Raw genomic sequence first — 22,791 nt, 5'->3', positions numbered from 1 at the left:
GATGAGCGATCCATGCTCCATGATCGATGCCGACGAGAAACGCCATCTCGAGCGCGCGATCGCGCTGGCCGAGGCGGCGCTCGAGGCCGGCGACGAGCCCTTCGGCAGCGTGCTGGTCGGTGCCGACGGCCGTGTGCTCGCCGAGGCGCGCAACCGCATCAACACCGCCGAGGCGACCCGCCACCCGGAGTTCGCGCTCGCCCGCTGGGCCGCCGACAACTTCGACCCGGCAACGAGAGCGTCGGCGACGGTCTACACCTCCGGCGAACACTGCCCGATGTGCGCCGCCGCCCACGGCTGGGCCGGACTCGGGCGCATCGTCTATGCCAGTTCGGCGGCGCAGCTCACCCGGTGGCTCGCCGAGTTCGGCGTCGATCCGGCGCCGGTCGCGATGCTCTCGATTCGTGACGTCATGCCGGGGGCCGAGGTGACGGGACCGATCGAGGGATTCGATGCGCGGGTGTACGCATTGCACCGCCGCTGCCACCTGGGCCGATGACGACGCTGGCGATGACGAATCAGCGATGACGGCGAACGCCGGACGATGACGAACCGTCACGAACCGCTCCCTTTCCAGCGCCTGCTGCACGCGGATTGGAGTGTGTCACCGGGTAAGCGCTGGGCGGTGCAGGCGCGTCGCGACGGCGGGCGCTGGGTGGTTTCTCCCGCCTGGCAGCTCGACGATTCGGCGGCCTGGCTGGCGACGCTGTTCGACCCCGGCGAGGCGACGCTGGCCGGGTTCGATTTCTGTCTGGGCGTCCCCGAGGCGTGGGCGAATCGGGCGGGCGTCGAACACTTCACGACGTGGCTCGACCGGCTGGGGCAGGGCGCCTGGCCCGAGTTCTTCGACGTCGCGGAGACGGCGGCGGAGATTTCGCTGCGCCGTCCTTTCTATCCCCGAGTGTCGCGCAAGGGCGTGACCCGGGATGCACTGGTCGCCGCGCTCGGCGTTGCCGACTTCGACGCCCTGCGGCGCGAGGGCGAGCGTCGCGTGCCGGGGCGGCTTCCCTCACCGCTGTTCTGGACTCTCGGCGCGAATCAGGTCGGTAAGGCGACGCTCGCCGGCTGGCGCGACGTGATCCTGCCGGCGCGGCGCCGCGGGGCCAGGCTGTGGCCCTTCGACGGTGAACTCGCCGCGCTTGCCCGCTCGGGCATGCCGGTGCTCTGCGAGACCTGGCCGACTCTCGCCGCGGATCGTCTGGGCGTGGCCTTGCGCCACGCTCAGAGCAAGCGCCGGCAGGCAGATCGCCAGTCTCGCGCCCAGCGGCTACTGACCTGTCACGCAGAGCGCGGAATCGACGTGCACTTCACGCCGGCGGCGCGGGCGCAGATTGGTCGAGGTTTCGGCACTACCGCCGCAGGGGAGGACGCCTTCGACGCCATGCTCGGCCTGCTCGCCATGATCGATCAGGTCGAGGCGTTCGCGGTCCCTAACCTGGGCGTGGCGCAGCGAGAGCGGGAGGGCTGGACTCTGGGCCTGTGAGCTCTCGAGTGGGGCTGTCGTCAAACTGTCACCGTCGTCGCGTTAGCGTTTCCTGGTCTCGAGGTAGGGCGTTCGAAGAACGCTTTCAGGGAATGTGTTCAGCAAAAACAAGGCGACGAACAGCTCATGAAACTGACGACTCCGCTTCTCGCAGGTTTGCTCGGCGCGGCCTTCGCGCTACCCGCCACGGCCGATTTCCAGCTCAGCGACCGTTACACTGATGACGACGGCGATCTGGTCGCCGATGTTCCCATCGACGAGTCCGAATGGCTCGACCCGGACACGCTGATCTTCTCCTACACCCCGGTGGAGGACCCGGCAGTCTACGCCGACGTCTGGTCGGAATTTCTCGACCACATGGCCGAGGTGACCGGTAAAGAGGTGCAGTTCTTCCCGGTGCAGTCCAACGCCGCCCAGATCGAGGCGATGCGTGCCGGACGCCTGCACGTCGCCGGCTTCAACACCGGCTCCAACCCGCTGGCCGTCGCCTGTGCGGGCTTTCGCCCCTTCGCCATGATGGCTGCCGACGACGGCTCCTTCGGCTACGAGATGGAGATCATCACCTACCCGGATTCGGGTATCGAGTCGGTCGAGGATCTCGAAGGCAAGGAACTCGCGTTCACCTCCGAGACCTCCAACTCCGGCTTCAAGGCGCCGTCGGCGATCCTCAAGTCCGACTTCGGCATGGAAGCGGGAACCGATTTCGAGCCGGTCTTCTCCGGCGCTCACGACACCTCGATTCTCGGCGTGGCCAACCACGACTACCCGGCGGCTGCCATCGCCAACTCGGTCCTCTCACGCATGCTCGACCGCGATGTGATCAGCGAGGATCAGATCGAGTCGATCTACGAGTCTCAGACTTTTCCCACCACCGGCTATGGCACCGTTTACAACCTCAAGCCGGAACTCCAGGAGAAGATTCGCCAGGCGTTCTTCGACTTCGACTGGAGCGGTACCGGCCTCGAGGAGGAGTTCGCCAATTCCGGCGAGAGCCAGTTCATCGAGATCGACTTCCAGGACGACTGGGAGGTCATCCGCAAGATCGATCAGGCCAACGGCGTCAGCTACAGCTGTAACTGATCGGACCGTCGGTGCGGCGCGCGGTCGGATGCCGGGCGCCGCGACTCGCTGACAGACGGAAGCGGAACAGGCATCGAGCGGACGGCAGCGCGCCGTCCGCTCGACGTCTGCGTTGCGCGTCCGAGGAAACCTCATGCTTCAGATAGACGCCCTTTCCAAGACTTACCGCGCCGGCGATCGGGCGCTGAGCGATATATCGCTGAGCGTGCCTCAGGGACAGATCGTTGGACTCGTCGGCCCGTCGGGTGCGGGGAAATCGACGCTGATTCGCTGTATCAACCGGCTGGTGGAGCCGAGCACCGGACGCATCCTGCTGGGGGATATCGACCTGGCCGGACTCGGCAAGAGCGACCTGCGCCGTCAGCGTCGGCGTATCGGGATGATCTTCCAGGAGTACGCACTGGTCGAGCGGCTCACGGTGATGGAGAACGTACTCTCCGGCCGGCTCGGCTACGTGCCGTTCTGGCGCAGCTGCCTGCGGCGTTTCGAGCCGCATGACGTTCGCCGCGCCTATGCGCTGCTCGACCGCGTGGGGCTGCTGGCCCACGCCGACAAGCGCGCCGATGCGCTCTCCGGCGGCCAGCGTCAGCGCGTGGGGATCGCCCGTGCCCTGGCGCAGGAGCCGGAGCTCTTGCTGGTGGACGAGCCGACGGCGAGCCTCGATCCCAAGACCAGCCGGCAGATCATGCGCCTGCTCACCGAGATCTGCGCCGAACGGGCGCTGCCCGCCATCGTCAATATTCACGACGTGCCGCTGGCGTGTCAGTTCGTGCATCGCGTGGTCGGGCTGAGCGGCGGCAAAATGGTGTTCGACGGCGACCCCGCGACGCTCGACGAGGCGGCGCTCTCCACCATCTACGGCGCCGACGACTGGCAGGCCATGCGCCAGGAGAGCCAAGACGATGAAGTGATTGAGAGCGATGCCCGGCCGATGAGGGTGGGGGCATGAGCGAGGCGACCTACGCCGACACCTGGCGCCGGCCGCCGCAGATCGTCAAGCGTCGCGCCTGGCGCTGGGCGCTGGCGATCGGCACGGTGATCTATCTCGCGCTGGCTCTCAGCACCATCGAGGTCGACTGGCAGCGGGTCGTCGTCGGCCTCGAACGCGGCCAGCGTTTCGCCGCCGGTTTTCTGCAGCCGGACTTCCTCAGTCGCTGGGACGACATTGCTCGCGGCCTGGTCGAGAGTCTCACCATGACGCTCACCTCGACCGTGGTGGGGATTCTGATATCCGTGCCCATCGGCATCGGCGCGGCGCGCAACCTGACGCCGGCGCCGGTCTATCTGGTCTGTCGCGCCGTCATTGCGGTGAGCCGCTCGCTGCAGGAGATCATCATCGCGATCTTTCTGGTGGCGATGTTCGGCTTCGGCCCCTTTGCCGGCTTTCTGACCCTGTCGTTCGCCACCATCGGCTTTCTCGCCAAGCTGCTCGCTGACGACATCGAGGAGATCGACGAGCGCCAGGCGGAAGCGATTCGCGCCACCGGGGCCTCCTGGTGGCAGCTGATCGACTACGCGATCCAGCCGCAGGTGATGCCGCGGCTGATCGGGCTGTCGCTCTACCGGCTCGACATCAATTTCCGCGAGAGTTCGGTCATCGGCATCGTGGGCGCCGGCGGGATCGGCGCGACGCTCAACACCGCAATCGATCGCTACGAGTACGACAGCGCCGGGGCGATCCTGCTGCTGATCATCGTCATCGTGATGCTCTCGGAGTACGCCTCCGGCTACGTGAGGAAGTTCCTGCAATGAGCGAGATCACTCACTACCGCGAGGTCTGGGCGCCGCGACCACCGCGGACGCGTCTGCTGATCTGGTTCGCCTGGCTGCTGCTGGTGGCGCTGTTCGTCTACTGCTGGCAGGTGATGACCGAGAACACCATCTGGGCATTCGTCAGCGACGCACCTCGCCAGGCGATGGATATAGGCAGTCGCATGGTCCCGCCGCGCTGGAGCTATCTGCCGGAGCTGCTCGAGCCGCTGTGGGACACCCTCAACATCGCCACGCTGGGAACGCTCGGCGGTATCGTCATGGCGGTGCCGGTGGCGTTTCTCGCCGCGCGCAATACCACGCCCTCGACACGCTTTCTTCGCCCGGTGGCGCTGTTCGTGATCGTCGCCTCGCGCTCGATCAACTCGCTGATCTGGGCACTGTTGCTGGTGGCGATCATCGGCCCGGGGCTGCTCGCCGGTATCGTCGCCATCGCCCTGCGCTCCATCGGCTTCGTCGGCAAGCTGCTCTACGAGGCGATCGAGGAGATCGATACCCGGCAGGTCGAGGCGGTCTCCGCCACCGGCGCAAGCGCGATGCAGGTGCTCAACTACGCCATCGTGCCGCAGGTCGTGCCGACCTTCATCGCCATCGGCGTCTTTCGCTGGGACATCAACATTCGCGAGAGCACGATCCTGGGGCTCGTCGGCGCCGGCGGTATCGGCTTGAAGCTGCAGGCCTCGATCAACGTGCTCGCCTGGCCGCAGGTGACGATGATCCTGCTGCTGATTCTGGGCACGGTGGTGGTCAGCGAGTGGGTGTCGGCGAAGCTGCGTCGCGCAGTGATCTAGCCAAGGGCGCCCGCCAAAGGTAAGCGCCGGGCGTCATCGCGGATAGGCGACGGGAAAGCGCGCTGGCGTCTGCCTAGACGCCAGCGGGTCGCGTAGACTGAGCGGCTTTGCCCGTCCGCGAGAATGCCATGCGTCTGACCCCCTTCGATGCGCTCCTCTGCCCCCTCGATGCGCTGCCGCTTCGCCGTGAAGGCAGCGCCTGGCGCTGCGACGCCGGTCACGGCTTCGATATCGCAAGCCAGGGGCACGTCCACCTGCTGCCGGTACAGCACAAGCGCTCCCGCGACCCCGGCGACAGCAAGGCGATGGTCGCCGCCCGCGAGCGATTCCTGAATGCCGGACACTACCGGGCACTGGCCGATGCCATCGCCGAGACCGTGCTGGCGGACGCACCATCCGCGCGCCCGCTGGCGTGTCTCGATGCCGGCTGCGGGGAGGGCTACTACCTGCGGCGTCTCGCTGCCAGAGCCGACGAACGGGGCGTGGCGCTGTCGCTGATGGGGCTGGACATCTCCAAGTGGGCGGTCCAGCGGGCGGCTCGTCAGGAGAGCGTCTGGCTGCGTGATTCGGTAGCTGAAAACGACAGTGCCCATGGCGGTAGCACCTGGGTGGTGGCGAGCAACGCCAAGCTGCCGGTCGCCGATGCCACCCTCGATCGCGTGCTCTGCCTGTTCGGCTTTCCCGTCGATGCTGAATTCGCCCGCGTCCTCGAGCCCGGCGGGCGACTGCTGCTGGCGGAGGTGGGGCCGGATCACCTGCGCGAGCTGCGCGAGATCATCTACCCGAGTGTGAAAGCGCCGAGCGAGCGGGGGCCGGAGCGCCATCCCGCTTTCCGCGAGGAAGCGCAAACGGCGGTGCGGCATACGCTCACCCTCGACAGCGCCGAGGCGATCGCCGACCTGCTGACCATGACCCCGCATCTCTACCGCGCCAGCGCCGAAGGGCGGGCCCGCGCCGAAGCGCTGACGACGCTGTCGGTGACCGTCGACGTGCGCCTGACGACGCTCGTCCGCACGTGAGACGGGCGTTCGCCCATGACAACGCCGAGGGGCCGATGACGCCGCCCGTTCACGTCCGGCTCACGGCACCATCGACGGCATCATGCGGTAGTAGAGGTTGAACAGAATCCAGATCGTGCCGCCGACCATGATCGCAAGGATGAGCACGGTGAAGAGGATCAGCTGCAGATCCTCGCGGGTGTTGCGCGACAGCGTGATGTGCAGGAAGAAGCGAAAGTGCACCACGATCTGGATCAGAGCGCAGACGCCGATGACCCAGTAGAGCGTCGCGGTCGCGATGGGCGTGAACACGGCCAAGCCGAACGGGATCAGCGTCAGTACCGCCGCCAGCCCGAAGCCCCATAAGTAGGTCTTGAGTTCCTGAGCCTTTTCTCGGGCTTCCTCGTCGCTGAGCTGTCGATGACTCATGCGGTTCCCCCCAGATAGACCAGCGAGAAGATGCCGACCCAGACCACGTCGAGAAAGTGCCACAGGATTGCCAGGCGCATGAGACCGGTCTTGGTCGGGGTGTCGAGCCCGTGAACGGCGATCTGGCCGAGCAGGGCGATCAGCCAGATCGACGCGCCGGTCACGTGGAGCCCGTGGAGCGGTACCAGCGCGAAGAATGCCGAGAGAAAGCCGCTGCGGCTCGGCACGCCGCCTTCGCTGAACATCTTGTGAAAGTCGTAGAGCTCGTGGGCGAGAAAGGCGAGGCCCAGCAGCAGGGTAATGATTAGCCAGGCGACCAGTACCTTGCGGTCGGTCCGGTACTTGAGCGCGAGCGACGCCATGCCGAAGGTGAAACTGCTCACCAGCAGCAGTGTGGTTTCGATGAACGCACTCTTGAGCTCGAACAGCTCACTCGGCCCGGGCCCGCCGGCGGTGCCGCCGAGCATGGTCACGTAGGTCGCGAAGAGCAGGCCGAAGAGGATCAGGTCGCTCATCATGAAGACCCAGAAGCCGAAGACCAGCTCTTCGCTCGCCTCGTGGGCTTCGCCGTGAGCATGCCCGAGGTTCAGACCCGGGTGTTTGACGGTGGTCGAACTCATTGAACGGCTCCCTCGATGGGCGAGGCGGGCAGGCCGCGATTGGCCCGGGTCTGCTCATCGGCGCGGGTGATCGGCGTGAGCGAGTCGAGCGTCGCGATCCACGCTTCATGCTCGCGGCGAACCTCGGCGGCGGGGATCACCCGGGTGGCGTTGCGCACGAAGCCGCGGGCGATCAGCGCGACGAGCGAGACAGCACCCGCAGCGACGACGAGCCACCACTGATACCAGGTCAGGCCGAACGCCATCAGGAAGCCGGCGATGCCGATGATCGGGCCCATCGCGCTGCTCGCGGGCATCTCGATATCGCCGTACGCGTCGGGGCGGGGGTGCGCGCCGCCACCCGTCTCTTTCTGTCGCATGTAGGCGTCCCGGCTGTGCACCTCGGGAATGACCGGGAAGTTGTACGCCGGCGGCGGCGAGGCGATCGACCACTCGAGGCTCCGGCCGTCCCATGGGTCGCCACCGGGCACGCGGTTGGCGTGGCGGTCGCGCACGCTCACCCAGAGCTGGATCAGCAGGAACAGCATGGCGAAGAGAATCACCACGGCGCCCACCATCGCTGCCATCGTCCACGGCAGATAGGCAGGCTCGAAGAACGCCGCCGAGCGCCGCGGCATGCCGAGAATCCCCAGCGCGTAGAGCGGGAAGAAGGCGAGCATGAAACCCACGATCCAACCGATCGCCGCGCGTCGGCCCCAGCGCTCTTCCAGCCGAAAGCCGAACGCCTTGGGAAACCAGAGGTTGGTGCCGGCGAGCATGCCGAACAGCAGCCCCGGGATCAGCATGTTGTGAAAGTGCGCGACCAGAAACAGCGTGTTGTGGATCTGATAGTCGACGCTCGGCACGGCCAGGATGATGCCGGTCAACCCGCCGAGCACGAACAGCAAAATGAAGCCCACGGCGTAGATCATGGGGACCGAGAAACGGATGCGTCCGCGGAACATCGTCAGCATCCAGTCGTAGATCTTCACCCCGGTGGGGATGCCGATCAGCATCGTGGCGATGCCGAAGATGGCGTTGACGTGGGCGCTCTGGCCCATGGTGAAGAAGTGGTGCAGCCACACCGTGAACGAGAGTACCGCGATCGCCATCGTCGCGATCACCAGCGCCCCGTAGCCGTAGAGCTTCTTGCCGGAGAAGGTCGAGAAGACCTCCGAGAAGATGCCGAACGCCGGCAGGATCAGGATGTAGACCTCGGGGTGGCCGAACGCCCAGAACAGGTTGATGTAGTTCATCATGTTGCCGCCGAGATCCACGGTGAAGAAGTGGAAGTCGAGATAGCGGTCGAGCGCGAGCAGGGCGGTCGCGACCGTCAGCGGCGGCATGCCGAAAATCATCAGAATCGAGGTGCAAAGCGCCGTCCAGGTGAACAGCGGCAGCCGGAACCATTGCATGCCGGGCGCCCGGCGCTTGTAGATGGTCACCGCGAAGTTGATTCCGGTCAGCGTCGAGGAGAGAGTCGATAGCGTGACCGCCCAGATCCAGTAGTCGACGCCGGCGCCGGGGTTGGTCGCGCTTTCGGTGAACGAGGGGTAGCCGCTCCAGCCGCCGGTGGAGAAGGGTGCCAGGATCAGCGAGACCATGACGATCGCCGCGCCGGCGGCGGTGAGCCCGAGACTGATCGAGTTCATCACCGGGAACGACAGGTCGCGCGCGCCGATCTGCAGCGGCATGACGTAGTTGATGATGCCGGTCAGAAACGGCATCGCCATGAAGAACACCATGATGGTGCCGTGGGTGGTGAACAGCTGCCCGAAGTGCTCGGCGGTGAGAAAGCCGCCGTCCAGCCCCACGGCCTGCTGGAGCCGCATGAATACGGCTTCGATGACGGCGCGGGCGAGCATCACCAGCGCGATCATGATGAACATGATGCCGATCTTCTTGTGATCGGGGCTGGTCAGCCACTCTCGCCACAGCCAGCGCCAGCGTTTCGTCCAGGTCAAGAATACGACGGCCGCGAGAGCGCCGAGCAGCACCATGGCTCCCGCCCCCGAGGCGATGACGGCGTTGACGACGTTCGGAGTGGTGGGATGCTGGAGTGCGTCCCAGAAGGGCAGGGCGCTGGCGTCGAGGCGCCCAAGCAGCCAGGAGGTCTCTTCGCTCATGATTGGCGGCTCCCCGTGGTGGCGGCCTGGGTGTTGCGGCGCTCGTGCCGCCGCTCGTCGCGATTCGTTGGCTCGTCTTGATCGGTGCCCGTCTCGGGCGGGCCGTCTTCACCGTCGCGCGCGTTCCAGTTCGGCGACTCGTGGGCGACGACGGCGTCGAAGAAGCCGGCAGGCAACGCCGAGAAGGCGAGCGTGGCGATCTCGCCGCGCTCGGCCACGGCCGTCTCGGGGGCCAGCCGTTGGCGCAGTCTGGCGGCGGTACCGCGTTCGTCGAGCGCGCGGTAGGCATCGGCATCCAGCGGCACGCCGTCCTGGCGGGTGCGATCGACGAAGCGCTGGAAAGCCGCCGGTGCCACGGCCTGCGTCACGAATCGCTGCTGGTGAAAGCCCGTGCCGTTGTACTGCATGTTCTTGCCGATGAAAGTGCCCGTCTCATCCGCCTGCAGATGCAGCTTCGTCGTCATGCGGTTCATGACGTCGATCTGGCTACCCAGCGCGGGAATGAAAAAACCCTGCATGACGCTGGCGGAGGTCAGTTCGAACGACACGGGCCGTCCCGCCGGGATGACGAGCCGATTGACGCTGGCGATGCCCTGTTCCGGATAGACGAACAGCCACTTCCAGTCGAAGCCGATCACCTGCACCTCGAGCGGCGGCGTGTCGCTTGTCAGCGGTTTGTAGGGATCGAGCGCCAGCGTGCTGCGCCAGGCCGTGATCGCCAGCACGATGACGACCAAGACCGGTACGCCCCAGATGACGAGATCCGCGAGTTTCGAAAAGCCCCATTGGGGGCGGTAGGCGGCCTGGCGGCCATAGCGGTAGCGAACGAGAATCCAGGGGGTCAGCACCAGAACCGGCAGTACCACGGTCGAGGTAACCGCGATGACGAGCCAGAACTGGTGACGCTGCGCCGCCGCGACGGGCCCCTGAGGATCGAGAAAGGTGAGATGGGCGTCGCTACAGCCGGCGAGCGCGAACACGGCCAGGAGCCCAAAGGCGCGAACGCCGACGCTAGCCGTCGAATGAAGGGATGACGTGGACAAGATGACCTCTGTGAAACGTCCCGGTTTCCGCATGCAAGAAGGCAAACCGGCGCGACGCGCGTCGCTCGGATCGACTGAGGGTGTGCGGTCAGGGCAGTTACTATAGAACGCTCTGACGAAGTTGCCAGCGGGTCGACAAGGCATGGCAATGCGCCTTGGAAATGGCGTCCGAGCGATGAAATCTCGCCATTGTTTCCATGGTTAGAAACTATCAGAAGCTGCGCCTTGAAAGTCGGAGGCTATCTGTTTCCCGCGTCTTCAGCGGCGTGCAGCGCGGTCGCCCCGTTCGATCCCCATACGTGCGTCTAGGCCAATGCGTCGCGGGCGGCCCAAGTGGCATTAGCCATGGTAGACAGTGACCCCTGTTTCTATCTATACCTTGTGCTGCCCTGTCGTTGATCACCGGCCGAGAAACGTTGTGTGTAGGCAGGATATGGCGATCATGCTGCGAACCTGACAGCCGGCCCGGCTTTTCGCGGCACCGTTTACGGGATGGCCATGGAGTTACCCATGTGATGCGCCATGCATCACATCGATGAACAGGGAGAGATCACCGTGAGCAGCGATAACCAAAAGCCGACAACGACGGACGCCGGGGTTCCGGTTTCCAGTCAGGAATATTCCCTCTCGGTCGGTCCGGACGGCCCGATCGTCCTGCACGACCACTACCTGATGGAGCAGATGGCGGCTTTCAATCGGGAAATGATCCCCGACCGCCAGCCGCACGCCAAGGGCAGCGGCGCTTTCGGTCACTTCGAGGTGACTCACGACGTCAGCCAGTTCACGAAGGCGGACTTCCTCCAGCCGGGCAAGAAGACCGAGATGGTCGCGCGCTTTTCGACCGTCGCCGGCGAGTCCGGTAGCCCGGACACCTGGCGCGACCCGCGTGGCTTCTCGCTGAAGTTCTACACCGAGGAAGGCAACTTCGACATGGTGGGTAACAACACCCCCGTGTTCTTCGTGCGCGACCCGATGAAGTTCCAGCACTTCATCCATTCGCAGAAGCGTCGTGCCGATAACGGCCTGCGCGACCATGACATGCAGTGGGATTTCTGGACGCTGTCGCCGGAGTCGGCGCACCAGGTGACCTGGCTGATGGGTGATCGTGGCGTGCCTGCCACCTGGCGCCACATGAACGGCTACTCGAGCCATACCTACATGTGGGTCAACGCCCAAGGCGAGCGTTTCTGGGTCAAGTATCACTTCAAGACCGACCAGGGCATCAAGTGCATGACTCAGGAGCAGGCGGATCAGATGGCGGGGTCGGATGCCGATTACCACCGTCGCGACCTGTTCAACGCCATCCAGCGCGGCGACTACCCGACCTGGACGCTCCACGTCCAGATCATGCCGTTCGAAGATGCCAAGACGTATCGCATCAACCCGTTCGACCTGACCAAGATCTGGCCACACAGCGACTATCCGCTGCACGAAGTCGGCAAGATGACGCTGGACCGTAACCCCACCGATTTCCATACCGAGATCGAGCAGGCGGCATTCGAGCCCAACAACTCCGTGCCGGGTACCGGCTTCTCGCCGGACAAGATGCTGCTGGCGCGAACCATCTCCTACGCCGATGCCCACCGGGCGCGTCTGGGGATCAACTACAAGCACATCCCGGTCAATTCGCCGAAGAGCCCGGTCCACAGCTACAGCAAGGGCGGCCGGATGCGGATTCACAATTCGACCGACCCGGTCTACGCGCCCAACAGCAAGGGCGGGGCGACACCGGATTCCGCGCGCTATCCGGAAGACGCGACCTGGCAGGCCGATGGCGAATTCGTCCGCGCCGCCTACACGCTGCGTCCGGACGACGGCGACTTCAATCAGGCCAACGATCTGGTCAACAAGGTGATGGACGATGCCGCTCGCGATCGCCTCGTCAACAACATCGTCGGCCACGTCGCTGGTGGCGTCGAAGAGCCGGTACTGTCGCGCGTCTTCGAGTACTGGAAGAACGTCGACGAGACCATCGGTCGTCGCGTCGAAGAGGGCGTCAAGGCCAAGCGTAACGAGCAGTGATCAGCGGCCAGTACCGCGATATCTGATGCAGTAACGCAAAACGGCTCGCTGAAAAGCGAGCCGTTTTTTTGGCGAGTCTGGCGGCGGCCCCGACACAGCGGGTAGCGCGCGAGCGGAGGATTAGAACTCGCTCCACTCTTCAGCGTCGGCCGTCTCCCGCTTGGCGGGCGTGCGCGGCGTGGGGACGCTCGTCATCGGTGCGGGTGCGGGTGCGGGTGCGGGTGCGAGCGCGGATCGACTCGACGCCGTCGCGTTCGCCCTGGTGGGTGTCGAAGTCTCGAAGTTTCTGAAGAAACCGATCTCGCGAGCCAGGCTCTCGGCCTGGGTCTGCAGATGGCTCGTCACGGTCGTGGACTCCTCGACCAGGCTCGCGTTCTGCTGCGTCACGCTGTCCATCTCGCCCACGGCAAGATTGATCTGCTGAATGCCGGCGGACTGCTCACGGCTGGCGGTCGCGATCTCCGAAACCAGCGAGGTGACTTTCTCGACGCTGGAGACGATTTCGGTCAGCGTCTCGCCGGAGCGCTGGACCAGCTCGGAGCCTTTGCGCACCCGCTCGGCGCTTTCCGAGACCAGCTGCTTGATCTCGCCGGCGGCATTGGCGCTGCGGCTGGCGAGCTGACGCACTTCCTGGGCGACGACGGCGAAACCGCGGCCCTGCTCGCCGGCGCGCGCCGCTTCGACTGACGCATTGAGGGCGAGCAGATTGGTCTGAAAGGCGATCTCGTCGATCATGCCGATGATGTTGGAAATCCGCTTGCTGGAGCTGTCGATCTCCTGCATGGCGGTGATCGCCTCGCCGACCACGGCACCGCCTTCCTGAGCGCTGCTGCTGACCGCTCCCGCCAACTGGTCCGCTTCACTGGCGTTATCCGCATTCTGCTTGACCGTATTGGTGATCTCCTCGAGGGCCGAGGCCGTCTGCTGCAGGCTCGCCGCCTGCTCCTGAGTGCGCTGGCTGAGGTTTTCGTTGCTGGCGGCCAGCTCGTTGGAGACCGACTCGACGCTCTTGGCGTTGCGTGCGACTTCGCCGATCACGCCGGTGAGGCGGTCGCGCATGGCGATCATGGCACCGAGCAGCGTACCGAATTCGTCGCGGTAGACGTTGGAGACGCGGGAACCGAGATCCCCCGCAGCGAGCGACTGCGAGAACGCCGTCGCTTCGCTCAGCGGCCGCAGGATGCCGCGTGCCAGCCATACGCCGATGGCGATGGCGAGCAGAATGCCGATGAGGAGAACGGCCGTCGTCAGGTTGCGAGTCAGTTCGTAGGCCGTGACGCTGGATTCGTAGGCGTCGTGGACCGAATCGCGGGCACCGCGATAAAGCGTCGTCACCAGCTCATAGATCTGCGTATAAGCTGCGTTGATCTGCTCTTCACTTGCCCGGCCCGAGTCCAATAGCGCGCGCAGATCGTTCAAGCTCGCCAGATACGCCCCGGCGGTCTCACGCTCCGAGTCACTATCGACCATCGCCGGGTAGTAACGGTTCCACGCTTCGTCGGTGCGTGCCCGATTGGCCTCCACTTCGGCGCGCTGTTCAGGCGTGAGCGGTTCGTCGCCAGCGGCGGCCAGAATGGTGCGGTTGTCGCCGATGGTCGCACGCACCGTCGAAAGATCGATCATCGTCGCCAGCTCACGCTCGACGATCTGCTCCATCGCGCCTTGCGTCGCGCGGTTGCTCATGATGCCTTCGAGGCCGATACCGGCCATCAGCAGGATCATGAAGCCCAGACTCAGGAAGAGCTTGGTTTTGACACTGCGTCCGCGACGCCCCTCAACGCACAATCTCATCGATGCCATCCCCATTTCCCCAGCCAGTCATGGCTCGTTATCGCCTCCGAGACTCGAAAGACGTTCTGATCTGGGTTATCGGCATGACAAAAGTCGGCTTGACAAACGGCCTTGAAAACTAATTAAAATTTATCCCGGATGCGATGTGCTACCGACGGTTGCCGTCGGCAGTCATTTCCGTCGTCAGGTCGTACCATTGCCGCGCGACTTGATCTGCTCCTTCAAAGGGCCCGGCACCTGCTTGATGATCAGCCGGTCGTGGGTATCGTCGTACTCGATGCTGTTGCCCAGTAGATGAGAGTCGAAGCTGATCGACACGCCGCTGGCACGTCCGGTGAAGCGCTTGAACTGCTGCAGCGTTCGCTTGTCCGGCGGAATCTCTTCGGCGAGGCCGTAGTCCTGATTGCGGATGTAGTCGTAGAACGCCTTGGGCTGGGTCTCGTCGACCAGCTCCGACAGCTCGTCCAGAGTGATGGCCTCGCCGTTCTTGGCCTGGGCGTTGGCGTAGTCGACCAGCGTATCGGTCTTCTTGCGGCTGGCTTCCTCGGAAAGGTCCTCCTGCTCGACGTAGTCGCTGAACGCCTTGAGCAGAGTGCGCGTCTCGGCGCTGGCATCGACGCCCTCGCGACACCCCAGCGTTTCGGCAAAGGCGGTGCTCGCTTTCTTGCCGCCCCGATCCTGGACGTGGGCGATGTACTGTCGCGACTGACCGTGCTGCCACTGGGTGAGGTCGATCCGCGCGGCGAGCATCAGCTGGCCCAGGTTGAGCTGCGGCGCGGCGACCACGTTCAGCGCAGCGTCGATGGCATAGCCCTCGCGCTGGTGGAGCAGCGCCAGCGTCAGAAACTCCGCCTCGCCCTGGCGCGAATGGACGAACCACCAGTGGCCGCCGGTGGAGAGATGATCATCGATCACCGGCAGCAGCGCGTTGGCCGCCCAGGCGGTGAAATCGGTGAAGTCGAGCTCGCCCTGGCGATAGCGTTCGAGCTCGAGTGCAAAGCGCGAGCCGGCCGAGGGCGTCTCGACCGCCGAATCGATCTCGGCGTCCTCGGTATCGGACGAGGCGTCGGCGCCCTCGTCGGCGTCGGCGCTGGCGAAATGCCCCCATGCCTTGGGTTTCTGATGAAAGCTGGCGTTGAAGCTTGCGAGCAGCGCGGCGGCGGCATCGGTGTCACCGCTGGCGTGACCGAGGGCCAGCGCGGCGGGCTGATCGTTACCGGCTTTGTCGACGCGATGGGCGCAGGCGTTGAGGATCGGCATGGAGCGACTCCGCGGACGAAAGAAACGACGACGCGCCCGGCTGGCCGAACGCGTCGAAAGAGAAGGGCGTGGCGTGGGTGACTAGGGGCGCAGACGGTAGCCGGTACGAAAGATCCAGCTCACGACCGCCAGGCTCACGGCGAGGAAGACGCCGACCATCGCCACGCTGGCGACGATGTTGACGTCGCTGATGCCGTAGAAGCTCCAGCGAAAGCCGCTCACCAGATACACCACCGGGTTGGCCAGGGTCACGGTCTGCCAGAAGGGCGGCAGCATGTCGATGGCGTAGAAGCTGCCGCCGAGAAAGGTCAGCGGCGTGATGATCAGAAGCGGCACGAGCTGGAGCTTCTCGAAGCTGTCCGCCCAGATGCCGATGATGAAGCCGAGCAGGCTGAAGGTCACCGCCGTCAGCAGCAGAAACAGCAGCATCATGAACGGATGCAGGATGTGCAGGTCGACGAAGAAGGTCGCGGTCGCCAGGATCAGCAGGCCGAGCACGGCGGATTTCGTCGCCGCCGCCCCGACGTAACCCAGCACGATCTCGAAGTACGATATCGGCGCCGACAGCACCTCGTAGATGGTGCCGGTGAACTTGGGAAAGAAGATGCCGAAGGAGGCGTTCGAGACGCTCTGCGTCAGCAGCATCAGCATGATCAGCCCCGGCACGATGAAAGCGCCGTAGCTGACCCCTTCGACCTCCTGGATGCGCGAGCCGATGGCAGCGCCGAAGACGACGAAATAGAGCGACGTGGAGATGACCGGCGACACCAGACTCTGGAGCAGGGTGCGACCGGCGCGGGCCATCTCGAAGCAGTAGATGGCACGAACGGCTTGCAGGTTCATTAGCGCTCCTTGACCAGGTCGACGAAGATCTCTTCCAGCGAACTCTGCTTGGTCTGCAGGTCCTTGAAGCGAATCCCGGTGGCTTCGATATCGTTGAGTAGCGTGCTGATCGAGACGCGGGGCTCGCTCGATTCGCTCGGACCGTCCATCTCGCTCGGACCGCCCATCTCGCTCGGACCGCCCATCTCGCTCGGACCGCCCATCTCGCTGGCGTCGTAGGTGTACACGAGCACGTTGCCGTCCTCGGCAAGCGTCAGCGGGTAGTGCGCAAGTGCCGGCGGCACGCTCGCCAGCGGTTTCTGCAGCTGCAGGGTCAGCTGCTTGCTGCCGAGCTGGCGCATCAGGGCGGCTTTCTCCCGGACCAGCACGATCTCGCCGCGGTTGATCACCCCGATGCGATCGGCCATCTCCTCGGCTTCCTCGATGTAGTGCGTGGTGAGGATGATCGTCACCCCGCGCTCTCTGAGCTTGCGCACGACCTCCCACATGTCGCGGCGCAGTTCGACGTCGACGCCGGCAGTGGGCTCGTCGAGAAACAGGATCTCCGGCTCGTGGGCCAGCGCCTTGGCGATGAGTACGCGGCGCTTCATGCCCCCGGAAAGCGTGATCAGCTTGTTCTTGCGCTTGTCCCACAGCGAGAGCGACTTGAGCACGTCCTCGATGTGCGAGCGCTTGGCCTTGTGGCCGAACAGCCCGCGACTGAAACTCACCGTGTTCCAGACGGTCTCGAAGGCGTCGCTGGTCAGCTCCTGCGGCACCAGGCCGATCTTGGCGCGAGCCGCGCGATAGTCGGTGACGTTGTCGTGGCCGTCGATCAGCACGCGGCCTTCGGTGGCGTTGACCAGTCCGCAGATGATGCTGATCAACGTGGTCTTGCCGGCCCCGTTGGGACCGAGCAGGGCGAAGATCTCTCCGCGCTGGATTTCGAGATCGACGCGCTTGAGCGCCTCGAAACCGGAGTCGTAGCGCTTGGCCAGACCCTGGATTTCGATGACGGAAGAAGCGGACGACGTCTCGACGCGAGGCTGTGACTCGCTGGCATTTGGCGTCTGATGACTCATGAAAGCCCTGCTTCGTGACGACTTGAGGGCGCTCATTGTAGGCGAAAACGCAAGCTGACTGTGACCGCCGGTCGCTTAGTCGCGAATCCGGGCGCAAGCCATCCGGTTGAGCTATAGGGATAGAGAGGGCGATCGGGTTGGAGAGGAGGATCGGGATAGAGAAAACGATTCCAACGATACGGGCGCGCCGGGCGCGCCATACCAGGAGACCGACACATGACTTCGATCACTGCATGGCGACGCTTCGCGCTCGGGCTGGCCGTCGCCACTCTGACCGTCGGCGGGTTGACCGCCTGTACCACGACATCGACCGGGGACCGCCAGAGTAACGTCGAGCAGCGCCAGCAGCTCGACCAGGACATCCAGCAGACGCTGTCGCGCCTTTACCGCTCGGTGCCGCAAGCGCGTTCGATGGCCAACGAGGCGCAAGGCATTCTGGTGTTCCCGGGCGTACTCGGCGCCAGCTTCATCGTCGGGGCGAGTCACGGCGATGGCGGGCTTCTGATGGACGGCACCAAGGCGGGCTATTACACCACCACCAGTGGCTCGATCGGCTTCCAGGCCGGTGCGCAGTCCCAGGCGATCGTCTATCTACTGATGACCGAGCGCGCCCTCAATCGCGTGCGTAGCGACAACGGCTGGTCGGTCGGGGCCAGCGCCGGCGTCGCGGTCGCGGACATCGGTGCCAACGGCCAGATCACCAACGACACCGCCAACCAGGAGGTCGTCGCCTTCGTGATGAACAATCAGGGCATCCAGGGTGGTGTCTCGCTCAACGGCGCCAAGATCACCAAGGTCCGGCCGTGATCGACGGCTGACATCCGGCCGGGTGAGGGGCGAGACGCAAGAACCCACCGCCAGGGTGGGTTCTTGCCTTGGGGCCGCAAAACGACTCGCGTACCGTCCGGTGCCGCGGGGCGACCGACTGGCGCTCAAGCCTCTTCGGGCAGTTCCGCGTTGTGGTAGACGTTCTGCACGTCATCGACATCGTTGAGCATGCCGATGAACTTCTGGAACTGCGCCACGTCATCGCCTTCGATGGCCGTGGTCGTCTGCGGTAGAAACTGGATCTCGTCGGCCTCGAAGTCCAGCTCGCCGAAGGTGTCGATCAGTGCCTGCTTCGCCTTGGCGTATTCGGTGTGCGGGGCGAAGACGGTGATCCGGCCCGCTTCGTTCTCGATGTCGGTGACGTCGACGTCGGCTTCCATCAGCGCCTCCAGCACGGCCTCCTCGTCCTCACCGGCGAAAGCGAAGATGGCGCAGTGGTCGAACATGTGGCTGACGGTGCCCTGGGTGCCGATCTTCGCCTTGTTCTTGGTGAAACAGCCGCGAACGTCGCCGTAGGTACGATTCGGGTTGTCGGTCAGGCACTCGACGATGACCATGCAGTTGCCCGGGCCGAAGCCTTCGTAACGGGCGGGGGAGAAGTCCTCGCCGCCGGCGCCACGCGCCTTGTCCAATGCCTTGTCGATGACGTGAGAAGGCACCTGATCCTTCTTGGCCTTCTCGATCAGCCCGCGCAGCGTGAGGTTGCCGGAAGGATCGGTACCGCCCGACTTGGCGCAGACGTAGATCTCGCGCCCGTACTTGCTGTAGACCTTGGTCTTGGCGTCGGCCGTCTTGGCCATCGATTCCTTGCGGTTCTGAAAAGCCCTACCCATTGTCACACCCTGTTCGGTTGTCAACGACGGCGGCGATTTTACGCAACTTTGCAGCGGTGTTGCAGGTTAATTTGTCCGATGGGACAGCACCTTCGTCCAATGCGCCCCGGCCGATGATCGCCACCGGCGTCGATCCAACCCCGCGCCGGCACGCAAGCTTTGTTATCCTGCCGGCCGATGACGCCCCCGGGCGCCAACCCGTCAGCGACCGCCACGGCGGCGCGCTTCGACCCTTCGGGAGTTTTTGTGTGAATGACCGTTCGTCCCCCGCCGAGCCGGAACCTGCCATGAATCGCGAGGGCTTCGACACCCTGGCTCTGCCCGCCGAACTGCTGGAGGGGCTTTCGCTGCTCGAGTACACGGCGATGACGCCGATCCAGGCGGCGACGCTACCGGCCATGCTCGACGGTCGCGACGTGCTCGGTCAGGGCCAGACCGGCTCCGGCAAGACCGCCGCCTTTGGCCTGGGGCTGCTCGCGGCGCTCGACGTGGGCTGCTTCGACGTGCAGGCGCTGGTGCTCTGTCCGACGCGGGAGCTCGCCGATCAGGTCGCCGAGGAGCTCCGCCGTCTGGCGCGACGGCTGGCCAATCTCAAGGTGCTCACGCTCTGCGGCGGGGCGCCGATCGGGCCGCAATCGAATTCGCTGGCCCACGGTGCCCATGTCATCGTGGGGACGCCCGGGCGCATCGAGGAGCACGTGCGCAAGGGCACGCTGTCGCTCGAGGCGCTGAAGGTGCTGGTGCTCGACGAGGCGGACCGGATGCTCGACATGGGCTTTCAGGCCGCGCTGGAAGCCATCGTCGCGGCGACGCCGCGGGATCGCCAGACGCTGATGTTCAGCGCCACCTACGGCGACAACGTGCGTCCCGTGGCCGAGCGCCTGCTGACGAACCCGTTAGCGGTCGAGATCGCATCGACCCACGATGACAGCAGCATTCGCCAGCACTTTCACGAAGTCGCCGACGAGCCCGCGCGGCTCAAGGCGTTGCGTCAGCTGCTGCTCTATCACCGCCCGGCGACCAGCGTGGTGTTCTGCAACACGCGCCGCGAGACCCAGGAGGTCGCCGAGGCGCTATCCGATATGGGCTTCAGCGCCGCGGCGATTCACGGCGATCTCGAGCAGCGCGAGCGGGATCGCACACTGATTCGTTTCGCCAACCAGAGTCTCTCGGTGCTCGTCGCCACCGACGTCGCCGCCCGCGGTCTCGACATCGACGCGTTGGACGCCGTGTTCAACTACCAGATCGCCCGCGAGCTGGAGGTCCACGTGCACCGTATCGGCCGCACCGGGCGAGCGGGCGGCAGCGGCGTGGCGTGTACGCTGGTCACGGCCGCCGAGCGTTATCGCCTCGAGCGGCTCGAGGCCTTTCTCGAGCAGACCCTCGAGCTCGAGCCGCTGCCGGCGAGCCCCAAAGGGGCAGCGCCGTTCATCGCGCCTCGGGTCACGCTGGAGCTCGACGCCGGCAAGAAGCAGAAGGTGCGCCCCGGTGACATCCTGGGCGCGCTGACCACGGGCGACGACGCCCGCGCGCTCAACGGCGACCAGGTGGGCAAGATCAAGGTCATGGCGCGCAACGCCTTCGTCGCCGTCGACCGCGACGTCGCCAAGCAGGCGCTCGCCACGCTCAACGCCGGCACGCTCAAGGGCCGGCGCTGTCGTGCGCGCCGCGTCGACGAATCCGTATGACAGCGCGAACCGGGAAACGCGAGGAGACGCCAAGCGCATGAAAGTGCCCAGACGACTGCAGCCGCTGATGGACGATGGACTGATCGATGAAGTGGTCGGCCAGTTGATGAGCGGCAAGGAAGCTCAGGTGTTCGTGGTTCGCTGCGCCGAGGAGCTGCGCTGCGCCAAGGTCTTCAAGGAGGCCAAGAGCCGCAGCTTCAAGCAGGCGGCGACCTACCAGGAGGGGCGCAAGGTACGCAACAGCCGCCGCGCCCGCGCCATGTCGAAGAAGACCCGCTACGGCCAGCGCGAGCAGGAGTCCGCCTGGCTCAACGCCGAGGTGGACGCGCTCTACCGGCTGGCCGAGGCGGGCGTGCGCGTCCCCATCCCCCACGGCTTCGTCGACGGCGTGCTACTGATGGAGCGCATCAGCGACGCCGACGGTGACGTCGCGCCGCGTCTCGACGACATCGAACTCGATGCCGCTACCGCCGTCGACTACCACCAGCGGTTGATCAATGAAGTCGTGCGCATGCTTTGCGCCGGGCTGATCCACGGCGACCTTTCCGAGTTCAACATCCTCGTCGGTGCCGACGGCCCGGTGGTGATCGACCTGCCTCAGGCGGTCGATGCCGCCGGCAACAACAACGCGCCCTGGATGCTGGTGCGCGACGTCGACCGCCTGCGAGCCTTCTTCGGGCGGATCGCCCCGGAGATCCTCGGAACCGACTACGGCAAGGAGATCTGGGCGCTGTACGAGGCGGGCCAGCTGCATCCCGACGTGGCGCTGACGGGGCGCTATACGGCCGATAGCACGCTCGTCGACGTCGATGACGTGATGCGCTCGATCGACGACGCCCGCGAAGAGGCCGCCGAGCGTGATGCCAGGCAGCAGGACGACGAAGAGGATTGGTAGCCGGCGGTGCATCGCGTCAATGAGGTGGCCGGTCAGCACGGCCGCGCCGGTCGATAGTGGAATTGGGCGAAAAAATCGGGTGAGCGAAGACGGGTTGGACGACGGGTGTGAGCGTCTACACTGGTAGCCCTGTAAGCCCAGCGGGGGCGCGCCGGTCATTCGTGCGCCTCCCGACACCGTCAAGGAGTCTCTTCATGCAAGTCGTCAATCTTCGATCGTCCGGTGGCCTGGATCAGCTCACGCTCAATCAGGTCGATGAGCCCGGCGAGCCCGGCCCGGGCGAGATCCGCGTGCGCGTTCACGCCAGCTCCCTCAACTTCCACGACTACCTGGTGGCCAGCGGCACATCGCCTACCGAAGAGAACCGTATCCCGATGTCCGACGGCGCCGGCGTCGTCGAAGCCGTGGGGCAGGGGGTTCAAGAGTTCGCCGTGGGGGATTCGGTCGTCTCGACGTTCTTCCCGCACTGGCTCGACGGCCCGGCGCGCGTGGCCGACTTCAAGACCGTGCCGGGTGACGGCGTCGACGGCTACGCCCGCGAGCAGGTGGTACGGCCGGTCGAGTGGTTCACCCATGCGCCCAAGGGCTATACCCACGCCGAAGCGGCGACGCTCACCACCGCCGGGCTGACGGCCTGGCGCGCGCTGATCGTCGATGGCGGCCTCAAGGCCGGCGATACCGTGCTGACGCTCGGCACCGGCGGCGTCTCGATCTTCGCGGTGCAGATCGCCAAGGCGATGGGCGCCCGCGTCATCGCGACCTCCTCGTCCAACGACAAGCTCGCCCGGCTGCGCGAGCTCGGCGCCGACGAGACCATCAACTATCGCGAAGAGCCTGAGTGGGGCAAACGGGTCAAGGCATTGACCAACGGCGAAGGGGCGGATCACGTCATCGAAGTCGGTGGGCCGGGCACGCTGCCGCAGTCCATCGAGGCGGTGGCGATCGCCGGGCACATCTCGCTGATCGGCGTGCTCACCGGTACCGCCGGGGACGTGCCGACCGCCAAGCTGATGGCCAAACAGGCAAGGCTCCAGGGCCTGATCGTCGGCAGCCGTCGCGACCAGATCGAGATGATCCGCGCGCTCGAGGTGACCGGTCTCAAGCCGATTCTCGATCGTTCCTTTGGATTGGCCGAGATCGCGGATGCCTTCCGCCATCAGGAGTCGGGTCAGCACTTCGGCAAGATCTGCCTCGAGTTCTAAGGTGCACTCGACCCGTGATCGGGCAGTTGTCCGGTCACGGGTGCAAGCC

At 65.3% G+C, this 22,791-nt stretch carries 21 protein-coding genes; 12 read left to right on the top strand and 9 right to left on the bottom strand.

Going from position 1 to position 22,791, the window contains the following annotated elements:
• Window position 1 precedes the first annotated feature (1 nt).
• From DOM33_RS05955 to DOM33_RS05925, 7 genes are all read left to right on the top strand, one after another.
• Window positions 2-499, top strand: a complete 498-nt coding sequence (locus DOM33_RS05955) for a nucleoside deaminase (protein WP_239495273.1) — start codon at window positions 2-4, stop codon at window positions 497-499.
• Between the two features lie 45 nt (window positions 500-544).
• On the top strand, window positions 545-1,483 hold the full coding sequence (locus DOM33_RS05950; protein ID WP_110666695.1) for a DUF429 domain-containing protein: 939 nt from the start codon (window positions 545-547) through the stop codon (window positions 1,481-1,483).
• A 126-nt stretch (window positions 1,484-1,609) separates the two neighbouring features.
• On the top strand, window positions 1,610-2,563 hold the full coding sequence (gene phnD / locus DOM33_RS05945) for a phosphate/phosphite/phosphonate ABC transporter substrate-binding protein (RefSeq protein ID WP_110666694.1): 954 nt from the start codon (window positions 1,610-1,612) through the stop codon (window positions 2,561-2,563).
• Window positions 2,564-2,696: 133 nt separating this feature from the next.
• A complete protein-coding gene (gene phnC, locus DOM33_RS05940; RefSeq protein ID WP_110666692.1) occupies window positions 2,697-3,512 on the top strand; it encodes a phosphonate ABC transporter ATP-binding protein in 816 nt (271 codons plus the stop codon).
• Entirely contained in the window at window positions 3,509-4,315 is an 807-nt protein-coding gene (gene phnE / locus DOM33_RS05935) for a phosphonate ABC transporter, permease protein PhnE (RefSeq protein ID WP_110666691.1), read from the top strand. The genes phnC and phnE (DOM33_RS05935) overlap by 4 nt, the downstream gene beginning before the upstream one ends.
• Window positions 4,312-5,124 carry a phosphonate ABC transporter, permease protein PhnE gene (phnE, locus tag DOM33_RS05930; RefSeq protein ID WP_110666689.1) on the top strand — a complete coding sequence of 271 codons (813 nt, stop codon included), beginning with the start codon at window positions 4,312-4,314 and terminating at the stop codon, window positions 5,122-5,124. The genes phnE (DOM33_RS05935) and phnE (DOM33_RS05930) overlap by 4 nt, the downstream gene beginning before the upstream one ends.
• A gap of 128 nt (window positions 5,125-5,252) precedes the next feature.
• Window positions 5,253-6,143 carry a putative RNA methyltransferase gene (locus DOM33_RS05925; RefSeq protein ID WP_110666687.1) on the top strand — a complete coding sequence of 297 codons (891 nt, stop codon included), beginning with the start codon at window positions 5,253-5,255 and terminating at the stop codon, window positions 6,141-6,143.
• Window positions 6,144-6,203: 60 nt separating this feature from the next.
• Here the strand turns inward: DOM33_RS05925 and cyoD are convergent, their stop codons facing one another.
• The 4 genes from cyoD to DOM33_RS05905 are packed head-to-tail and all read right to left on the bottom strand — an operon-like array spanning window position 6,204 to window position 10,319.
• Complete coding sequence (gene cyoD / locus DOM33_RS05920) at window positions 6,204-6,551, bottom strand: cytochrome o ubiquinol oxidase subunit IV (RefSeq protein WP_110666685.1); 348 nt, start codon at window positions 6,549-6,551, stop codon at window positions 6,204-6,206.
• Window positions 6,548-7,171: a cytochrome c oxidase subunit 3 gene (locus DOM33_RS05915; protein ID WP_110666683.1), complete on the bottom strand. Its 624-nt coding sequence runs from the start codon at window positions 7,169-7,171 to the stop codon at window positions 6,548-6,550. Before DOM33_RS05915 ends, cyoD begins: the two co-directional genes overlap by 4 nt.
• On the bottom strand, window positions 7,168-9,276 hold the full coding sequence (locus tag DOM33_RS05910) for a cbb3-type cytochrome c oxidase subunit I (protein WP_110666681.1): 2,109 nt from the start codon (window positions 9,274-9,276) through the stop codon (window positions 7,168-7,170). Before DOM33_RS05910 ends, DOM33_RS05915 begins: the two co-directional genes overlap by 4 nt.
• A complete protein-coding gene (locus tag DOM33_RS05905) occupies window positions 9,273-10,319 on the bottom strand; it encodes a cytochrome c oxidase subunit II (RefSeq protein ID WP_162617907.1) in 1,047 nt (348 codons plus the stop codon). Before DOM33_RS05905 ends, DOM33_RS05910 begins: the two co-directional genes overlap by 4 nt.
• Before the next feature lie 555 nt (window positions 10,320-10,874).
• On the opposite strand from DOM33_RS05905, the gene DOM33_RS05900 reads away from it, so the two are divergent.
• Entirely contained in the window at window positions 10,875-12,341 is a 1,467-nt protein-coding gene (locus DOM33_RS05900) for a catalase (protein WP_110667578.1), read from the top strand.
• A gap of 120 nt (window positions 12,342-12,461) precedes the next feature.
• Here DOM33_RS05900 and DOM33_RS05895 read toward each other — a convergent pair whose 3' ends face one another.
• The 4 genes from DOM33_RS05895 to DOM33_RS05880 all read right to left on the bottom strand — a co-directional run bounded on the left by DOM33_RS05895 (window position 12,462) and on the right by DOM33_RS05880 (window position 17,296).
• Window positions 12,462-14,132, bottom strand: coding sequence for a methyl-accepting chemotaxis protein (locus tag DOM33_RS05895; protein WP_162617906.1), 1,671 nt, complete (start codon window positions 14,130-14,132; stop codon window positions 12,462-12,464).
• A 183-nt stretch (window positions 14,133-14,315) separates the two neighbouring features.
• Window positions 14,316-15,392: a nucleoid-associated protein gene (locus DOM33_RS05890; protein WP_110666676.1), complete on the bottom strand. Its 1,077-nt coding sequence runs from the start codon at window positions 15,390-15,392 to the stop codon at window positions 14,316-14,318.
• 81 nt (window positions 15,393-15,473) lie between these two features.
• Window positions 15,474-16,235, bottom strand: coding sequence for an ABC transporter permease (locus tag DOM33_RS05885; protein ID WP_110666674.1), 762 nt, complete (start codon window positions 16,233-16,235; stop codon window positions 15,474-15,476).
• Window positions 16,235-17,296 carry an ABC transporter ATP-binding protein gene (locus DOM33_RS05880; protein WP_110666672.1) on the bottom strand — a complete coding sequence of 354 codons (1,062 nt, stop codon included), beginning with the start codon at window positions 17,294-17,296 and terminating at the stop codon, window positions 16,235-16,237. The genes DOM33_RS05885 and DOM33_RS05880 overlap by 1 nt, the downstream gene beginning before the upstream one ends.
• A 216-nt stretch (window positions 17,297-17,512) precedes the next feature.
• On the opposite strand from DOM33_RS05880, the gene DOM33_RS05875 reads away from it, so the two are divergent.
• Window positions 17,513-18,103 carry a BPSL1445 family SYLF domain-containing lipoprotein gene (locus DOM33_RS05875; protein WP_110666670.1) on the top strand — a complete coding sequence of 197 codons (591 nt, stop codon included), beginning with the start codon at window positions 17,513-17,515 and terminating at the stop codon, window positions 18,101-18,103.
• Between the two features lie 125 nt (window positions 18,104-18,228).
• Here the strand turns inward: DOM33_RS05875 and DOM33_RS05870 are convergent, their stop codons facing one another.
• Window positions 18,229-18,957, bottom strand: coding sequence for a YebC/PmpR family DNA-binding transcriptional regulator (locus tag DOM33_RS05870; RefSeq protein ID WP_110666669.1), 729 nt, complete (start codon window positions 18,955-18,957; stop codon window positions 18,229-18,231).
• 287 nt (window positions 18,958-19,244) lie between these two features.
• Between DOM33_RS05870 and dbpA the strand changes: the two genes are divergently transcribed.
• The 3 genes from dbpA to DOM33_RS05855 all read left to right on the top strand — a co-directional run bounded on the left by dbpA (window position 19,245) and on the right by DOM33_RS05855 (window position 22,742).
• Window positions 19,245-20,645 carry an ATP-dependent RNA helicase DbpA gene (dbpA, locus tag DOM33_RS05865; protein ID WP_110666667.1) on the top strand — a complete coding sequence of 467 codons (1,401 nt, stop codon included), beginning with the start codon at window positions 19,245-19,247 and terminating at the stop codon, window positions 20,643-20,645.
• A gap of 37 nt (window positions 20,646-20,682) precedes the next feature.
• Window positions 20,683-21,540 carry a PA4780 family RIO1-like protein kinase gene (locus DOM33_RS05860; protein ID WP_110666665.1) on the top strand — a complete coding sequence of 286 codons (858 nt, stop codon included), beginning with the start codon at window positions 20,683-20,685 and terminating at the stop codon, window positions 21,538-21,540.
• Between the two features lie 194 nt (window positions 21,541-21,734).
• Window positions 21,735-22,742 carry a zinc-dependent alcohol dehydrogenase family protein gene (locus tag DOM33_RS05855; RefSeq protein WP_110666663.1) on the top strand — a complete coding sequence of 336 codons (1,008 nt, stop codon included), beginning with the start codon at window positions 21,735-21,737 and terminating at the stop codon, window positions 22,740-22,742.
• The last annotated feature ends 49 nt before the right edge of the window (window positions 22,743-22,791 follow it).

This window comes from Salinicola halophilus, from assembly GCF_003206155.1.
GTDB classification, from domain to species: Bacteria; Pseudomonadota; Gammaproteobacteria; order Pseudomonadales; family Halomonadaceae; genus Salinicola; species Salinicola halophilus.
This window is presented reverse-complemented; position numbering and strand designations above follow the sequence as displayed.

Excerpts from the sequence above, each read along its gene's own strand:
- DOM33_RS05955 (WP_239495273.1), top strand. The coding sequence starts at position 2 with ATGAGCGATCCATGCTCCATGATCGATGCCGACGAGAAACGCCATCTC.
- DOM33_RS05950 (WP_110666695.1), top strand. The coding sequence starts at position 545 with ATGACGAACCGTCACGAACCGCTCCCTTTCCAGCGCCTGCTGCACGCG.
- phnD (WP_110666694.1), top strand. The coding sequence starts at position 1,610 with ATGAAACTGACGACTCCGCTTCTCGCAGGTTTGCTCGGCGCGGCCTTC.
- phnC (WP_110666692.1), top strand. The coding sequence starts at position 2,697 with ATGCTTCAGATAGACGCCCTTTCCAAGACTTACCGCGCCGGCGATCGG.
- phnE (WP_110666691.1), top strand. The coding sequence starts at position 3,509 with ATGAGCGAGGCGACCTACGCCGACACCTGGCGCCGGCCGCCGCAGATC.
- phnE (WP_110666689.1), top strand. The coding sequence starts at position 4,312 with ATGAGCGAGATCACTCACTACCGCGAGGTCTGGGCGCCGCGACCACCG.
- DOM33_RS05925 (WP_110666687.1), top strand. The coding sequence starts at position 5,253 with ATGCGTCTGACCCCCTTCGATGCGCTCCTCTGCCCCCTCGATGCGCTG.
- cyoD (WP_110666685.1), bottom strand. The coding sequence starts at position 6,551 with ATGAGTCATCGACAGCTCAGCGACGAGGAAGCCCGAGAAAAGGCTCAG.
- DOM33_RS05915 (WP_110666683.1), bottom strand. The coding sequence starts at position 7,171 with ATGAGTTCGACCACCGTCAAACACCCGGGTCTGAACCTCGGGCATGCT.
- DOM33_RS05910 (WP_110666681.1), bottom strand. The coding sequence starts at position 9,276 with ATGAGCGAAGAGACCTCCTGGCTGCTTGGGCGCCTCGACGCCAGCGCC.
- DOM33_RS05895 (WP_162617906.1), bottom strand. The coding sequence starts at position 14,132 with ATGAGATTGTGCGTTGAGGGGCGTCGCGGACGCAGTGTCAAAACCAAG.
- DOM33_RS05890 (WP_110666676.1), bottom strand. The coding sequence starts at position 15,392 with ATGCCGATCCTCAACGCCTGCGCCCATCGCGTCGACAAAGCCGGTAAC.
- DOM33_RS05885 (WP_110666674.1), bottom strand. The coding sequence starts at position 16,235 with ATGAACCTGCAAGCCGTTCGTGCCATCTACTGCTTCGAGATGGCCCGC.
- DOM33_RS05880 (WP_110666672.1), bottom strand. The coding sequence starts at position 17,296 with ATGAGTCATCAGACGCCAAATGCCAGCGAGTCACAGCCTCGCGTCGAG.
- DOM33_RS05875 (WP_110666670.1), top strand. The coding sequence starts at position 17,513 with ATGACTTCGATCACTGCATGGCGACGCTTCGCGCTCGGGCTGGCCGTC.
- DOM33_RS05870 (WP_110666669.1), bottom strand. The coding sequence starts at position 18,957 with ATGGGTAGGGCTTTTCAGAACCGCAAGGAATCGATGGCCAAGACGGCC.
- dbpA (WP_110666667.1), top strand. The coding sequence starts at position 19,245 with ATGAATCGCGAGGGCTTCGACACCCTGGCTCTGCCCGCCGAACTGCTG.
- DOM33_RS05860 (WP_110666665.1), top strand. The coding sequence starts at position 20,683 with ATGAAAGTGCCCAGACGACTGCAGCCGCTGATGGACGATGGACTGATC.
- DOM33_RS05855 (WP_110666663.1), top strand. The coding sequence starts at position 21,735 with ATGCAAGTCGTCAATCTTCGATCGTCCGGTGGCCTGGATCAGCTCACG.